Annotated in this window: 8 protein-coding genes; 1 reads left to right on the top strand and 7 read right to left on the bottom strand. The window is 66.3% G+C overall.

The features are described from left to right. Positions 1-145: 145 nt before the first annotated feature. From ASC70_RS18030 to ASC70_RS18015, 4 genes are all read right to left on the bottom strand, one after another. Entirely contained in the window at positions 146-2,419 is a 2,274-nt protein-coding gene (locus ASC70_RS18030; protein ID WP_056052639.1) for a TonB-dependent receptor domain-containing protein, read from the bottom strand. 55 nt (positions 2,420-2,474) lie between these two features. Next, positions 2,475-3,002 (bottom strand): DUF6702 family protein, encoded by a 528-nt coding sequence (locus tag ASC70_RS18025; protein ID WP_056052636.1) that lies wholly within the window; start codon positions 3,000-3,002, stop codon positions 2,475-2,477. Then, a complete protein-coding gene (locus ASC70_RS18020) occupies positions 2,999-5,443 on the bottom strand; it encodes a M1 family metallopeptidase (protein WP_056052633.1) in 2,445 nt (814 codons plus the stop codon). Before ASC70_RS18020 ends, ASC70_RS18025 begins: the two co-directional genes overlap by 4 nt. 86 nt (positions 5,444-5,529) lie before the next feature. Next, positions 5,530-7,527 carry a TonB-dependent receptor gene (locus tag ASC70_RS18015; protein ID WP_056052630.1) on the bottom strand — a complete coding sequence of 666 codons (1,998 nt, stop codon included), beginning with the start codon at positions 7,525-7,527 and terminating at the stop codon, positions 5,530-5,532. 176 nt (positions 7,528-7,703) lie between these two features. On the opposite strand from ASC70_RS18015, the gene ASC70_RS18010 reads away from it, so the two are divergent. Next, a complete protein-coding gene (locus ASC70_RS18010) occupies positions 7,704-8,774 on the top strand; it encodes a sterol desaturase family protein (protein WP_056052628.1) in 1,071 nt (356 codons plus the stop codon). On the opposite strand, the gene ASC70_RS18005 is transcribed toward ASC70_RS18010, so the two are convergent. The 3 genes from ASC70_RS18005 to ASC70_RS17995 form a co-directional block, all read right to left on the bottom strand. Beyond that, a complete protein-coding gene (locus tag ASC70_RS18005; RefSeq protein WP_056052625.1) occupies positions 8,771-9,718 on the bottom strand; it encodes a UDP-glucuronic acid decarboxylase family protein in 948 nt (315 codons plus the stop codon). The genes ASC70_RS18010 and ASC70_RS18005 overlap by 4 nt on opposite strands. Positions 9,719-9,793: 75 nt before the next feature. After that, entirely contained in the window at positions 9,794-12,124 is a 2,331-nt protein-coding gene (locus ASC70_RS18000) for an acyl-CoA dehydrogenase (protein WP_082539776.1), read from the bottom strand. A 70-nt stretch (positions 12,125-12,194) separates the two neighbouring features. Beyond that, on the bottom strand, positions 12,195-14,987 hold the full coding sequence (locus ASC70_RS17995) for a PAS domain S-box protein (protein ID WP_056052622.1): 2,793 nt from the start codon (positions 14,985-14,987) through the stop codon (positions 12,195-12,197). Positions 14,988-15,030: the final 43 nt, after the last annotated feature.

Genomic DNA, 15,030 nt, shown 5'->3' with positions numbered 1-15,030 from the left:
CCGAAACCTGCGCATTTCACCCCGCGACGACGTTAGAGCGTCGACACGGAGAACGCGTCTCGGACAAAAAGGCGCCGCAATCGGGCAAGGATGGGTTGAAAAAGCGAAGCGGTCGCCTCGTGAAAGGCGACGACCGCGACCTCGACTACATTGGTCCCACACCGCCAGGGTTGGTCTGGAAGTCGAAGGACGGCTCGCGGGGGCGACGCGGATTGGGAACGCCCTTGCCGCCGAAGCCATAGGTGAAGCCCACGAACACCGCGCGCAGATCCAGGTCCATGGCCCGACGATCACGCAGGGCCGGGGTGTTGATCACCAGCTTGTCGCCGAAGGTCTTCAGCGCGTCCTGCACGGTCACGACGCCCGAAAGGCGGTCGTTGAACTTGTGACGGTAGCCCAGGTTCAGCATGCCGGTCGGCTCGCGATAGCCCTGGGGCGTCAAGCGCTTGCCGATCGCGAAGCCGCTGACCTGAAGGAAGTCCTTGGGCGTGGCCTGGACGTTCAGGGCGGCATAGCCCGAGACGGTGAAGGCCGAGCGCTTGTCGGGAAAGCCGAGCTCGGTCGCGCCCAGCTCGTTCCAGGCCGCATTGCCGCTGAGCGTGTACGACACCTTGGGTGTCAGGCGGGCGTTGGCGACCAGTTCCAGGCCGCCGGCGCGGCTCTTGGCCAGATTGGCCTTTGTGGTCAGCAGCACGCCGTTGCCGATGTCGCGCACCACGTCCGTGACGCCGTCGCGAGCCTCGCGCCAATAGAGGGTGCCCAGATAGTAGTTGAAGCCCTTCCGCAGCTGGTAGGCGACCTCGAACGAGTCCGTCGTCTGCGGCTTCAGGCGCGGGTCACCCTGCCGATAGCTGTAGGGGTCCTGGTAGATCCGGTAAGGGTTCAGGTCCTGGGCCGTCGGACGTTGGATGCGGCGGCTGTAGCTGGCGTTGATCTGGCGCGTGTCGTCGACCCGGTACTGCACATGTAACGACGGGTAGGCCCGCAGGTAGTCGTAGCCGTCCTTCAGGTTCGAGGTGACTTGGTTGGTGTCGATCTTGACCTCCTCGATCCGCAGGCCCGGCATCACGGTCCAGTCACCCATCGGACGATTGTAGGTGGCGTAGAGGGCGTGGACCGCCTGGTCGTAGCGAAACTGGTTGGTCAGGGCCGGATCGACCACGAGCCCGCCCGAGGTCGGGCCGCGGGCGCCGTAGTTGTCGTAATCGTTGTCGTCGATCTGCAGCTCGTAGCCCGCCACCAACTTGGCGCCACCTGGCAGGGGGCGCTTGTACTCGGCCTTCAGGCGGGTCTGGACCAGCTCGTCGCCGATCCGGACGTTCTCGACGTAATTCGAAACCGCCGGCAGCTGGTTGAAGCCGTTCGCCAGGGTCAGCTGGCGGTCGCGGGTGCGCTCGACGCTGGTGTGGACGGTGAGCTCGTGCTCGTCGCCGGAGAACTTGCGGCGCAGATCGCCCGAAAGACCGGCCACCGAGCGCTTCATGTGCCCGTCGCTGAGGCGCTGGAAGCGGGCGAGCGGCGCGCCGTTCGGATCTTTCCCCTCGTAGTCCGAACCAGCCTTGGAGTCGTACGCCATGTCATTGTAGCGGGCTTCGGCGCTGATGCGGGTCTGCTTGTCGAGATCATAGTCGACGCCGGCTCGGGCATTGTGCGATTTGCCGCGGCTGGCGAAGCCGATCTTCTGATGGCTGTCGGCGTAGCGGCCCGTGGCCGTGTCCAGGCGTGAGCGGTCGTCGACGATCTCGCCCTTGGCCTTGTCGCGCCGCCAGCCGGCGTCGGCCGACAAGGTCAAAGCCTTGGTGTTGCGCGCCAGGGTGACGCTGGCGTTCTTGCGGCCTTCGGTGCCAAAGTTCGCGCGCACCGATCCCGTGGTGCCGACCCCGCGCTGCTGCTTGGTGATCAGGTTGATGATCCCGGCCGTGCCCTCCGGGCTGAAGGCGGCCGACGGGTTGGTCATCACCTCGACCCGTTCGAAATTGGCGGCGGGGATCTGCTGCAGCACCTGGCCGCGGTTCTCGCCCTTGAACATGCCGGACGGCTTGCCGTCGATCATGATGGTGACGTTGGCGTCGCCGCGCAGGCTGACATTGCCCTGAACATCGACCTGGACCGAAGGAACGTTGCGCAGCACGTCGGCGACCGAGCCGGTGGTCGCTTGCAGGTCCTTGCCCAGGCTATAGCTGCGACGGTCGATCGAAGTCTTCATGTCCTGCGACGAGGGCGCGGTGACGGTCACGCCTTGAACCTGGGTGTTCTGCTCCTTCTTGGCCGGCGGTGCGGAGGGCGTCGTCGCCGAGGACGCCGTTTGGGCGAAGGCGTTGGCGCTGATCGCGGCCAGGCCCGTAGCGGCCAGCAGGGCGACGCGGCGGGTCGGGAAGGTCATGAGAAGTCTCCTCTGTTGGCGAGGAAACTGCCGCATCGACTCAAAGCGTTGCAGTGCCTGGGGTCACGCGTTTGGGGTGACGTTTGTCACTTCAGGGCTTCGGCGGGTCGATCGGGTCGAGATATTGCCCCACGACGGCCTCCACGCCGGTGAAGATCAGGGTGCGGGTCACGCCGAACCGCCGAACGTTCACCTGGTTCACCTCGTCGCCGTATATGTCGGAGAACATCGCCGCCTTGATCCCCACCATCGCGGTGGCGTCGGCCGGCGCGATCTTGCCGACATATTCAAAGCGCACCTCGTCCGCGCCGAGAGTCAGGTCCGTCAGGGTCAATTCGACGATCTTGCCATCCACCGCCACGCAGAACTGCCTGAGCATGTAGGCCTTCAGCACCGCGATTGCTTCGGGATCGTCGAGGCTGGCCTGGGCGTCGGGGGCGATCACGGCCAAGGCCGGCTCGGCGTCGTGGGCCGGGATCCGGTGGCTGACCGTGACCGCGCCGGTCTTGGCGTTGATCTCCACGACGCTCAGCGCGCCATGGCCGCGGTGGGCCGCCGCCGGCAGCGGGGCGAGCCAGAGGCCCGCCGCCGCGATCAGGACGGCCGCACGCCGGATCACTTCGGGCCTTCGTCCTTTTTCGGATCCGCCGACGGCTGGGTTGTCAGGCTGTCGGGGTCGACCTTCAGGTTGGCGTCCTTCATGCGGTTGGAGCCCACCTCTGGCGGCTTGATGATCTTCAGCGTGGTCGGGGCGATGACGCCGTCGAAGACGTTGTTCGACCGATCGGCGTCGGCCGTCTCCCACAACGGGTCGATCTCCGCGCCCTTGACCTGCTTTGCCGAGACGTATTGCCAGGTGACCTGCTTGGAGCTCTTGCGCCAGATCTCGGCCGGGATGCGGACCGTCTCGGTCGTGCCGTCCGTATAGTCCAGTTTCAGGATAACCGGCATCACCAGCCCGCCGATGTTGCGGAAGGTGAAGCGGTAGAAGTTGTCCTTCACGTCCTGGGCGGCGGCCTCTTCCGGCGTCAGATCCTCGCGCGCCGTTTTGGCCCGTTTCTTGGCGCCTTCGGTGACGGTGAACTCGTCCGTCTGGTCGTAGAAGTCGCGGACCTTGGGATCGCGATCGACCACCGTCGGATCAGCGTTGCGGGCGGCGGTTAGGGAGCCGGGCTCCTTGGCCTTCTCGGCCTTGCGGGCGGCGGACTCGACGTCCGGATCGCCGCTGTCCAGGCGGCCCTGGGTGACCTTGTCCAGCGCGATGTCGACGTGGTCGGTCGAATAGAACCAGCCGCGCCAGAACCAATCCAGGTCGATGCCCGACGACTCTTCCATCGTGCGGAAGAAGTCATAGGGGGTGGGGTGCTTGAAGCGCCAGCGGTTGGCGTATTCCTTGAACGCGCGGTCGAACAGCTCGCGGCCCATCACCGTCTCGCGCAGGATGACCAGCGCGGTCGCGGGCTTGCCGTAGCCGTTAGGCCCGAACTGCAGCACCGAGTCCGACTGGGTCATCAGCGGCACTTGGTCCTGGCTGACCATGTACTCGACGATGTCCTTGGGCTCGCCGCGGCGGGAAGGGAACTTCTTGTCCCACTGCTTCTCGGCCTGGAACTCGAGGAAGCTGTTCAGGCCTTCGTCCATCCAGGTCCATTGACGCTCGTCGGAATTGACGATCATCGGGAAATAGTTGTGGCCCACCTCGTGGATCACCACCCCGATCAACCCATACTTGGCGCGGTCGGTATAGGTGAGAGCGCCGGTCTTCTTGTCCTTCACCGGCCGGGGGCCGTTGAAGCTGATCATCGGATATTCCATCCCACCCTGCGGGCCGTTCACCGACTGGGCGACCGGGTAGGGGTAGGCGAAGGTGAAGCTGGAATAGACCTTGATCGTCTGGGCGATCGCCTTGGTCGAATAGGCGTCCCACAGTGGCCGGGCTTCCTTGGGGAAGAACGACATGGCCATGACCAGCGGATATTTGGCCGACGGGTCGGCCTGATGCACGCCCATCGCGTCCCAGGCGAACTTGCGCGAGGTGGCCCAACCGAAGTCGCGGACATTGGCGGCCTTGAAGACCCAGGTCTTCTCGCCGGTCGGTTTGCCCGCCTCGGCGGCGACGGCTTCCTGCGGGGTCACGATATAGACCGGCTCGCTAGCCGTGCGAGCCTTGGCCAGCCGATCGCGTTGAGCGGTGGTCAGGATCTGGGCGGCGTTCTGCAGTTCGCCGGTAGCCGACAGGACATGGTCATTCGGCACCGTCAGGGCGACGTTGTAGTCGCCGAACTCCAGGGTGAACTCGCCGCCCGACAGGAAGGTCTTGTTGTGCCAGCCCTCGTAGTCCGAATAGACGGCCAGGCGTGGGAACCACTGGGCGACCTCGAAGATGCAGTTGCCGTCATCGCCCTTGGCGGTGAAGCACTCATAGCCGCTGCGGCCGCCGATCAGCTTGGTCTCGACCATCGGGAACGACCATTCGATCGAGAACTTCACCTCGCCGCCGTCGCTCTTCACGGCCGTGGGCAGGTCGATGCGCAGCATGGTGTCGACGACGGTGAACTTCAGCGGCCGACCTTGCGCGTCCTTGACCGACTTGATGGTCATGCCGCCTTCCCAATCCTGGAAGCGCTTGGCGCGGCGGACCTGGGTCAGGGTGATGCCGTCGCCCGAGACGGTCTCGGTCATGTGGCTGATGGACGAACGCTTGAAGTCGTTCTGGTCCAACATCAGCCACAGATAGGGCAGGTCGTCCGGCGAGTTGTTGCGGTAGACCACCGTCTCCTTGCCGCTGATCGACTTGGTCGGCTCATCCAGCTTGGCGGCGATGTCGTAGTCGACCTTCTGTTGCCAATAGCGATAGCCCGGCGCGCCCGAGGCGTTGCGGTAGTCGGTCGGGGTGGGCCAGTCCTCGCCTTCCAGCTGGCGGAACTTGTCCTCGAAGGGCGCCTTGGTCTGCTTGATGGCGTCGGCGTGCGCGCCAGAAACGAACGATGCGGCCGCGAGCGCGGCCGCGATGACGCCGGCCACGGCGCAACGGATAGAATGCTTGGACAAGTTCGACAGCCCCTCAGCTCAGAACCCTGACAAAAACCCCGGGCGGGACCTTGGCGAGGCTCGAGGGGAAAATCATCCCATTTTCGCGGACTTGGTTAGAAATTGATCTTCAAGCCCGCCCGGATGGCGCGAGGTTCGACCGGATGGAAATGGACGTCGTCGACGCCCTTCGACGGCTCTCCCGGCAAGCGCGAGGCGTAGAAGTAGGCGATGTCGTCTCCCTTACTGTTGGTCAGGTTCAGGACCTCGACCATCAAGCTGGCGCGGCCGAACGCCTGGACGAAGAGAGCATTGACCAGGCTGGTGGCCCTGGAGCGCATGGAATTGTCCTCGACCAGCGGCGCGGCGCCCAGGCGCCGCCAGGTCAGCGAGACGGTCGATTCGTCTCCCAGCTTCCAGCTGGCTCCGGCGCTTAGTACGGAGCCGACGGCATTCGGTATCCGATCGCCCTGGGGAGGATCACCGACGAAACGGGCGTGGGTGGCGGCATAGGACGCCGTCAGGTTCAGGTGGGCGCTCGGTCGCCAATCGGCCAGCAGTTCCAGACCGGCCCGTCGGGTCGCGCTACTCGCTTCGGTGAAGCCGGCGTCGCCGACGTAGACGAGCTCGGAATCGACATGCAGAGCCCATGCGGCCGCCGTCACGATCAGCCCTTCACGCTTCCAGCGCAGTCCCAGCTCCGCGCCGTCGGAGGGCGACAGCAGCGGCGAGCGCTCGACTGGATCGGCGGTGACGGGATCGACCGCGATCACCGCGCCTCGCGCGTCGTTGGAATGGAAGCCGCGTCCCGCGTCCGCGTAGGCCTCGAAGGTTCTGGAGATCCGCCAAGCCAGGGTCAGCTTCGGGCTGACCAGGACGTCGCCGACCTTGCCGTTGTTGCGGGGATCGCCGGCCTCGACGTTAGCGCCCATGGCGTCCGCGCGAAGGCCGAAGGTGGCGTCCAGCTTACCGAAACGTCTGGAGCCTTCGCCCCACAGCGCCGCCGACCATTCGGTCAGGGCGTCCTGGCGCACGGTCTCGCGGCGCGCTCGGGCGGTGGTGCGATAGAGGCCGACCTTGCCGATATCGTCGACGCGGATCGAGCCGCCGGCCCGAAAGCTCCAGCCATCGACAGGCGCCCAACGCTTGGTCAGCGAACCGCCATAGATCCAGCGCTGGTCGACCTGCTCGAACTGGTCGCCGTTGGCCGGATCGTCGAGGAAGTAGGCGAAATTCGACCACAGATCGAGCTTGTAGCGCTGGACATAGACCACGGCGTCCAGGCCGCGCATCAGGTCGCGGCGGCGGGCTGAGAGGATGTAACGCGAGGACTCGCCGCCGTCGGTCTTATCGATCGTGTCGAGACGACCTAGCGTTCCGGCTTCCACGGCGCGGCGCGGGATCTGGTCCGTGGCGGTCCAGTCGGCGTCATAGGCGAGGGCGGTCACCGACCAGCCGCCGACCAGGGCGCGACCCAGCAGGCTCAGTTTCTTGAGGTCCTCAGGCGTCGACCACGCGCCGCGCGCGGTCGAGACATCGCCCGCGACCAAGACGTTGTCGCTCAAGGCTTTGGAGCCGACCGCGCGATAATAGTCGTTCTCGCCGATCCAGGTTTGCAGACTATCGCCATGCAGATGATCCGCCGTCTCGAAAGCGACGGCGCCCGCCGTGGCGAAGTCGCCGTTCTCCGCGGAATAGGGGCCCTTCTTGAAGGCGATGTCGTGGACGAACTCCGGCGTCAGGAGATTGAGGTCGAGATAGCCCTGGCCATGTCCGTGCGAAGGCAGGTTCAACGGCACGCCGTCCAGCGAGGCGGAGAGATCCGTGCCGTGGTCCAGGTTGAAGCCGCGCAGGAAGTACTGGTTGGCCTTGCCCGCGCCGGAGTGCTGGGTCGCGGCAAGGCCAGGCACGGCCTCGATCAGCTCGCCAGGGCGCAGCAGCGGCCGCACGGCGAAGTCGGCATAGGCGATGCGACCCTCGCTAGCCGAGGTGGCGCGGCCCAGGTCATTGGCGCGGCGGCCCCAGACCGAGATCGCCTCGACGGCCTGGGCTTGGGCGATCGCTGGGACCGACGCGGCGATCAGCAAGGCGAAGAGGGGCGCACGGAGCGTCATGATCGGGCTGTTAGGCTGGAGCTGTGACTGGGACAAGCTTTCTGCCGCGAACCGTCGGTCGGCGCTGTCGGAATGTTTAGCGGACGCGCGAAGGCCGCCGCGTTGAAGCGCCACACCAAGTTTTAACGGCGCTGGGGCATCAATGGCGGCTCGAAATCCCAAGGGAGCGGGACGTTTTGAAACCAGCAGCGCTTCAGGCGGCCGCCGAGATCGGGGTCGAGACGCCCCCGTCGCGTGGCCTGGGCCGAGCGGCGCTGGTCGCCGGCTTCGCGGTCTATATCGCCGCCGCGGGCGCGGCCTGGTGGTTGGCGCTGAAGCTGATCCCGACCGAACTGACCCTGACCGTGCTGGGCAAGACCCTGCATACCGCCTCGGTTCACGACCACCTGAACAACGTCTTCCTGGTCTTCCTTCTGCTGCCGACCGCCTTGTGGATCGAGTGCGTGACGGTGGGCTGGCAGGGCAGCTCGCTGCGCCAGCTGCTGTTTGCTCGTACGCCTTCGTTGAACACCGATCTGGCGGTCTTCATCCTGGGCCAGGGCCACGTGCTCGACATCGTCGGTCGGCTGATGATGCTGGGCGTCTCGATGATCTCCGGCGCCTGGATCCACGAGACGATCAAGGCCGCCACCGGCATCAATCTAGGCCCGCCGCCTCTGCCGTTCGCGCTGCAACTGCCGTTGTACTTCGCCGTCTACAGCTTCTTCGACTACTGGACCCATCGGACGGACCACACGAAGTTCTTCTGGCCGCTGCATCGCTATCATCACTCGGCGGAGGATTTCGGCGTGGTGACCTCGGTGCGCCAGCATCCGGCGACGTTCACGGCGATCTTCATCGTCAACCTGCCGCTGGCCGTGCTGGGCGCGCCGCCCGAGGTGATGATCTATGTCAACGTGCTGGTGGTCGGGATCGGCCTGGTGATCCACGGGAAGATCGACGCCGATTGGGGTTGGGTCGGGCGCTGGCTGATCCAGTCGCCGAACCACCACCGCGCTCACCACAAGCTGGACATGAGCCGCCCGACCGGCCACTTCGCCATCGCGCCGATCTGGGACCGCTTGTTTGGCACCTGGTACGAGGACAAGCCTGATCCCAAGCTGGTGATCGGCGTCGACACGCCCTACCGCCACGGCTTCTTCGTGCCGCGCGACATGCTGCGCGACTACGCCCACTTTTGGATGGGCTGGTTCGGCGGCCGCAGCGACGGTCCGGAATCCGACTTGAAGCTGTTCCGGAAGCGCTAGGCGGCCTTCAGCAGGCCGTCGAAGTACTCGATCGTCCTCATCAGCCCCACCTTCAATGGCGCGGTCGGCGTCCAGTCGAGGTGCTGCTTGGCCAAGGTGATGTCGGGCTGGCGCTGGCGCGGGTCGTCGGAGGGTAGGGGGCGATGGACGATCGCCGACTTGGCGCCGGTCAGTTCCAGCACTAGCTCGGCCAGCTGCTTCATCGTGAACTCGACGGGGTTGCCTAGATTGATCGGGCCCGTGACGTCGTCGCCGGTGTTCATCAGCCGCATCAGGCCGTCGACCAGGTCATCGACATAGCAGAACGAGCGGGTCTGGTTGCCGTCGCCATAGAGGGTGATGTCCTCGCCCTTCAGCGCCTGGACGATGAAGTTCGACACCACGCGCCCGTCATTGGGGTGCATGCGCGGGCCATAGGTGTTGAAGATCCGCGCTACCTTGATGCGCAGCCTGTGCTGGCGCCAGTAGTCGAAGAACAGGGTCTCGGCGCACCGCTTGCCCTCGTCGTAGCAAGAGCGGATGCCGATCGGATTGACGTTGCCCCAATAGCTTTCGACCTGCGGGTGGATGCTCGGATCGCCGTACACCTCCGAGGTCGAAGCCTGCAGGATCTTGGCCTTCACCCGCTTGGCCAGGCCCAGCATGTTGATGGCGCCATGGACGCTGGTCTTGGTCGTCTGCACCGGGTCAAACTGGTAGTGCACCGGGCTGGCGGGGCAGGCCAGGTTGTAGATCTGGTCCACCTCGACATAGAGCGGCATCGTCACATCGTGACGCAGCAGCTCGAAGCGGGGATTGGTCAGGTTCTGCGCCACGTTCTGGCGCGAGCCGGTGTAGTAGTTGTCCACGCACAGCACTTCGGCGCCGGACTCCAGCAGCCGATCGCAAAGATGCGAGCCGACAAAGCCCGCGCCGCCCGTCACGAGAACTCTCTGCGTATGCATGGACCGACCTTCCCGGGACTCAGCGCTGAATTGTGGTTGTAACGCGACGCCGGTCCGGGCTCCAAGGTCGCGTTTCTAGCCGAGGGGCGGCGTTTCGTCGCCGAAGCCGCGCGGCTCGCGGCCAACCGTGGGTTCAGCGATGGCCGAGGCGCGCGAACGCTTGGCCTGAACCGGGGGCTCGGCGGCCTTCACGAGGGGCGGGGACAGCGCCTCGGACGCGAAGTCGTCGACCGCGATCACCTTGGACACCGCCGCGTCGGCGGCCGACAGGGCGCTGGTCTCCTCGGGCGTGAGCAGACCCTTGTCCAGGCCGTCCTTCCACGCGCGCACGCCGTGATCCTTGAGACGATCGTGGATCGGCTGGGTGGCGACCACGCGCTCGAAGGCGTCGATCAACTGGCCGATCGCCCCGTCCTTGCCGCCGACATAGACGCCCTCGACCAGGCGGTCTCGGGTCGGCGAAGGATGCAGCAGAAGGTCGGCGCAGGCGCGGGTGACGTGGTCCGGCGGACCGCGCTTGCGCGCGCCGAACGGCAGCACCGCCGCCCGCAGCAGCCAGCCTGCCAGGCGGTTGGGTAGGTTGGCGAACACATCGTCGAAGCGCTGCTCGATGGTCGCGAACGTCGTCTCGGCGCACCAGCGCAGCAGCGGGAAGTCGTCGTCCTGACGGCCTTCGTCTTCCCAGCGCTTCAGGGCCCCAGACAGGAAGTACATCTCGGAGAGGATGTCGCCCAGGCGCGCCGACAGCATCTCCTTGCGCTTCAGCGCGCCGCCGAGGGTCAGCAGGGCGATGTCCGAGGTCAGCGCGAAGGCGGCGCTGTAGCGACCTAGCTGGCGGTAGAAGCGGCTGGCGCGACCGGCGTCGGGCGCGGGCGACAGGGCGCCATTGGTCCAGGCGCGCGCCGTCGCCTTCAGGCCATTGCGCAGGGCGTGGGCGACGTGGGCCCAGAACGCTTCGTCGAAGTCCGCCAGACCCTTGTCGCCGTCGTCCTCGCCGAGGGCCAGGATCTCCTTCAGCATGTGCGGATGCGCCCGGATCGCGCCTTGTCCGAACACCATCAGGCTGCGGGTCAGGATGTTGGCCCCCTCGACCGTGATGCCGACTGGCACGGCGCGATACTGGGCGCCCATGTAGTTGCGCGGTCCCTCCATGATCGCCTTGCCGCCATGGACGTCCATGGCGTCGTTGACGACGATCCGCATCCGCTCGGTCGCGCCCGATTTCAGCAGGGCCGAGATCACCGAGGGATGGCGTCCCATGTCGAGGCCCGCGCACGTCAATCGTCGCGCCCCGTCGACGAGATAGGCGTTACCGGCGATGCGGGCCAGGCGCTCCTGCACGCCCTCGAACTTGCCGATCGAAATGCCGAACTGCTGGCGCACCCGGGCGTAAGCGCCGGTGGTTAGGGCGCTATAGGCCGCCGCCGCGCCCGACATCGCGGGCAGGGAAATGCTACGTCCCGCCGCCAGGGCGGTCATCAGCATCTTCCAGCCTTGGCCGGCTCGCTCGGCCCCGCCGATGATCAGGTCCAGCGGAATGAAGACGTCTTTCCCCCAGTTGGGCCCGTTCTGGAAGGTCTGGAACGCCGGCAGGTGGCGGCGGCCGATGCTGACCCCGGGGGTGTCCGTCGGCACGAGGGCGCAGGTGATGCCGACATCCTCCTCGCCGCCCAGCAGGCGGTCGGGATCGCGCAGCTTGAAGGCCAGGCCCAGCACGGTGCAGACCGGGCCCAGGGTGATGTAGCGCTTGTGCCAGTTGAGGCGGACTCCCAGCGTTTCCTGTCCCTTCCACGCCCCGCGGCAGACGACTCCCTCGTCGGTCATGGCCGAAGCGTCCGAGCCGGCCTCGGGGCTGGTCAGGCCGAAGGCGGGGATTTCGCGCCCGTCCGCGAGGCGCGGCAGCCAATACGCCTGCTGTTCCTTCGTGCCAAAGCGAAGGATCAGCTCGCCGGGACCCAGGGAATTGGGCACCATCGCCGTCACCGCCGCCGAGGTCGAGCGGGTGGCGATCTTGCGGACGATCTCGGCGTGGCCGAAGGCCGAGAAGCCTAGGCCGCCGTGCTCCTTCGGGATGATCATCCCGAAGAACTTCTCGCGCTTGAGGAAGTCCCAGACCTCTGGCGGCAGATCCCGCGTCTCCCAGGTCATGCGCCAGTCGTCGAGCATGGCGCAGAGCGTCTCGACCGGTCCGTCGAAGAAGGCTTTCTCGTCGGAACGCAGGATCGGCTTGGGGAAGGCGAGGAGCTCATTCCAGTCCGGATCACCGGTGAATAGCGCCGCGTCCCACCAGGTGTCGCCCGCTTCGATGGCGTCGCGTTCGGTTTCCGATAGGGCGGGCAGCACGCCCTTGGCCCAGTGGAAGATTGGTCGGGTGATCACGTCCCGACGGAAAGAAGAGCTGCCCATGACGCCACCTCGTTGCTGCGCGAGGCTTCAACGCCGGGCAGAGCGCGTGGGCTCCGGAGAAACGAGGCTCTCAGGCGGCCGCCGCGACTCCGCCGCCGGTCATGATCGAGGCGACGCCGCGTAGCAGGGCCCCTGAATCCAGTGGCTTGCCCAGCAAGCCGTCAAACAGAGTCTCGTCGATCCGCGAGGTGGTGTCCGCCGAGAAGGCGATGATCGGCGTCCGGCGATTGGGCCCATCGCCCTGGCGGATATGGCGGGCGGCGGTCTCGCCGTCCATCACCGGCATGCGCAGATCCATCAGGATCAGGTCGAAGGCGCGGGCCTGGGCGATCGCGACCGCCGCCGCGCCATCGCTCGCTTCGGTCAGATCGATCGCCAAGGCGCCCAGAACCGCCGAGACCAGGGCCCGATTGACCGCGTTGTCGTCGACCACTAGCACCCTGCAGCCTTTAGCAACGGCGATGGGCTCAGCGGTCACGGTCGTCGCCGACGGTGCGTCGGTCGGGGAGGCGGGGACCTCGAACCAGAAGCACGAGCCCTCGCCAAGAGCGCTTTCAACGCCGATCGTCCCGCCCATGGCCTCGACCAGGCCCTTGCAGATCGCCAGGCCCAGGCCGGTACCGCCATGGCGTCGGGTGGAGGAGCCATCGATCTGCGAAAAACGCTTGAACAGGGCTTCCTGTCGGTCGACCGGGATGCCGACGCCACTGTCGCGAACGGCCAGCCGCAGTCGACCGTGATGATGGTCCGCCTCGACGACAATCTCGCCGTGGTCGGTGAACTTCACGGCGTTGCCGACCAGGTTCAGCAGGACCTGACGCACCCGATCGGGCGCCAGCGTCAGCCAGGCCGGCAGGACGCCCAGGCCTTGGCCGCGAAGCGTGATGTTCTTCTCGCCGGCCTGCAGTGAGAAGAGCTCCAGTGTTTCGGTCACCAGCAGGGCCGGTTCGCAAGGCTGTGGGACGACCTCGACCTGGCCGGCTTCCAGCTTGGAGAAGTCGAGGATATCGTTGACCGTCGACAGCAGGGCCTTGCCGGCGCTCGTCACGCGCTCGACGAAGCCGCGCGTGGTCGCCGTCAGTTCCGGCTGCTCGGCGATCAGGCGCGAGAAGCCCAGCACAGCGGTCAGCGGCGTGCGCAGCTCGTGGCTCATGTTCGAGAGGAACTCGGCCTTCACGTCAGCCGCGGCCTCGGCCTCGGCGCGGGCGGCCTCCAGCGCGGCTTCCATCGCCTTGCGCGTGCTGATGTCGCGGACGACGTCTTGGATGCCGGTCAAGGCACCCGTCTCGGGATCGAAGAACAGGGTCGGCTGCCCCTCGACCCAGAGCCATTGGCCGTTCTTGCACTTGCATCGAAATTGAAAGGGCTCGGCCGCGGCGCCGGGACCGGCGGCGACGAGGGCGGTGTAGTAGGCCAGGACCGTCGGCTGGTCGGCGGGATGGACGAAGTCGATGACCCGCTTGCCCAACATCTCTTCGGGCTTGTAGCCCAACATCGCTTCGCTGGCGGGCGACATGAACAGGATCGTGCTCTTGGCGTCGAACCGGGTGATCATGTCGCTGGCGTTGTCCGCCAGCAGCCGGTAGCGCGCCTCGCTTTCAGCCAAGGCGTCGTCGGCCGCCTTGCGGTCGGTGATGTCGCGGACCACGTCCGTCACGGCGCAGGGCGCGCCGGTTTCCGGATCACGGATCAGCTTGGGCCGCGCCTCGACCCAACGGACCGCGCCGTCCTTGCGCACGATCCGATATTCGATCAGCCATCCGGATGGACCGGGCAGGGCGGCGTCGAAGGTCCGCGCGACCCGCGCGCGATCGTCGGGGTGGATGAACTCGAGCGCGACGCGTCCGACGATCTCTTCGGCCGTATAGCCCGAAATGGCCTTCACCGCTGGCGAGACGTAGTTGAACCGGCCGTCGAGATCCATCTTGGTCACGAGGTCGTTGGCGTTCTCGGTCAGCAGCCGGTACCGGTCGCTGGTGCGCTCCACGGCTCGCATGGCGTTGGAATAGTTGGTGACGTCCTGCAGCAGGCCGAACAGGGCCACCGCCTCGCCGTCGTCGCCCAGTTCGCTGGTGCCGCGCGATACGACGTCACGAGGTTGCCCGTCGGCGCGGGTCAACTGGACCCGGAGATCGAAGCCGCTTTTTGTCTCGATCGCGGCCGCGAAGCACCGCTTTATGTGAGCGCGGTGCTCGGGCGGGTAGTGGGAAAGGTCGGCGCCCAGTTCCGGCGTGTAGGTCTCGCGATCCAGGCCGTGGATTACGTACATCTGGTCCGACCAGGTCACGGTCTTGGTGGCGAGGTCGACGCGCCAGTGGCCGACGCCGGCCATGCTCTCGGCCAGTTCCAGCAGACGCTGTTTCTCGGCGGTCAGGCGGTGGGCCTTGGCCAGTTCGAGTTCGTCGACGATGATCCGCGCCAGCAGCTTCAGGCGCTCCAGCTCGGTCTCTGGCGGGCGAGGGCGAGGCTTGTCGTCCATGACGCACAAGGCGCCGAGATTATGCCCATCCTTCGTGGTCAGGGTGGCCCCGGCGTAGAAACGGATGCGTGGCGGGCCGACCACCCACGGAAAATCGGCGAAGCGGGGATCGAGCAGGGCGTCCTCGACCACCATGATGGCTTCCGGACCCATGGCGACGGCGTGAGCGCAGAACGCTTGACTGCGCGGCGTGGAGGCGGTGTCGAGGCCGATCCGGGCCTTGAACCATTGGCGTTCCTGATCGATCAGCGACACCAGCGAAATCGGCGCGTCGAACAGGTTGCCAGCCAGGTTCACCAGGCGGTCGATCGCGGCGTCGGCTGGGGTGTCCAGGACCTTATACGACCTCAGAGCGGCCAGGCGCTGGGCTTCGCGAAGGTCCATGGTCGGAAGGCGCCTCGATCACTGAAACGTTTCCCGGATCGTA

The sequence above is a fragment of the Caulobacter sp. Root343 genome (genome assembly GCF_001425745.1).
In the GTDB taxonomy this organism is placed as follows: Bacteria; Pseudomonadota; Alphaproteobacteria; order Caulobacterales; family Caulobacteraceae; genus Caulobacter.
Note: the sequence above shows the minus strand (reverse complement) of the source record. Positions and strands in the feature narration are given on the sequence as shown.

What these genes read in the sequence shown, in the direction of transcription:
- ASC70_RS18015 (WP_056052630.1), bottom strand. Translation starts at nt 7,527, where the DNA reads ATGACGCTCCGTGCGCCCCTCTTCGCCTTGCTGATCGCCGCGTCGGTC.
- ASC70_RS18030 (WP_056052639.1), bottom strand. Translation starts at nt 2,419, where the DNA reads ATGCGGCAGTTTCCTCGCCAACAGAGGAGACTTCTCATGACCTTCCCG.
- ASC70_RS18000 (WP_082539776.1), bottom strand. Translation starts at nt 12,124, where the DNA reads ATGGGCAGCTCTTCTTTCCGTCGGGACGTGATCACCCGACCAATCTTC.
- ASC70_RS18005 (WP_056052625.1), bottom strand. Translation starts at nt 9,718, where the DNA reads ATGCATACGCAGAGAGTTCTCGTGACGGGCGGCGCGGGCTTTGTCGGC.
- ASC70_RS17995 (WP_056052622.1), bottom strand. Translation starts at nt 14,987, where the DNA reads ATGGACCTTCGCGAAGCCCAGCGCCTGGCCGCTCTGAGGTCGTATAAG.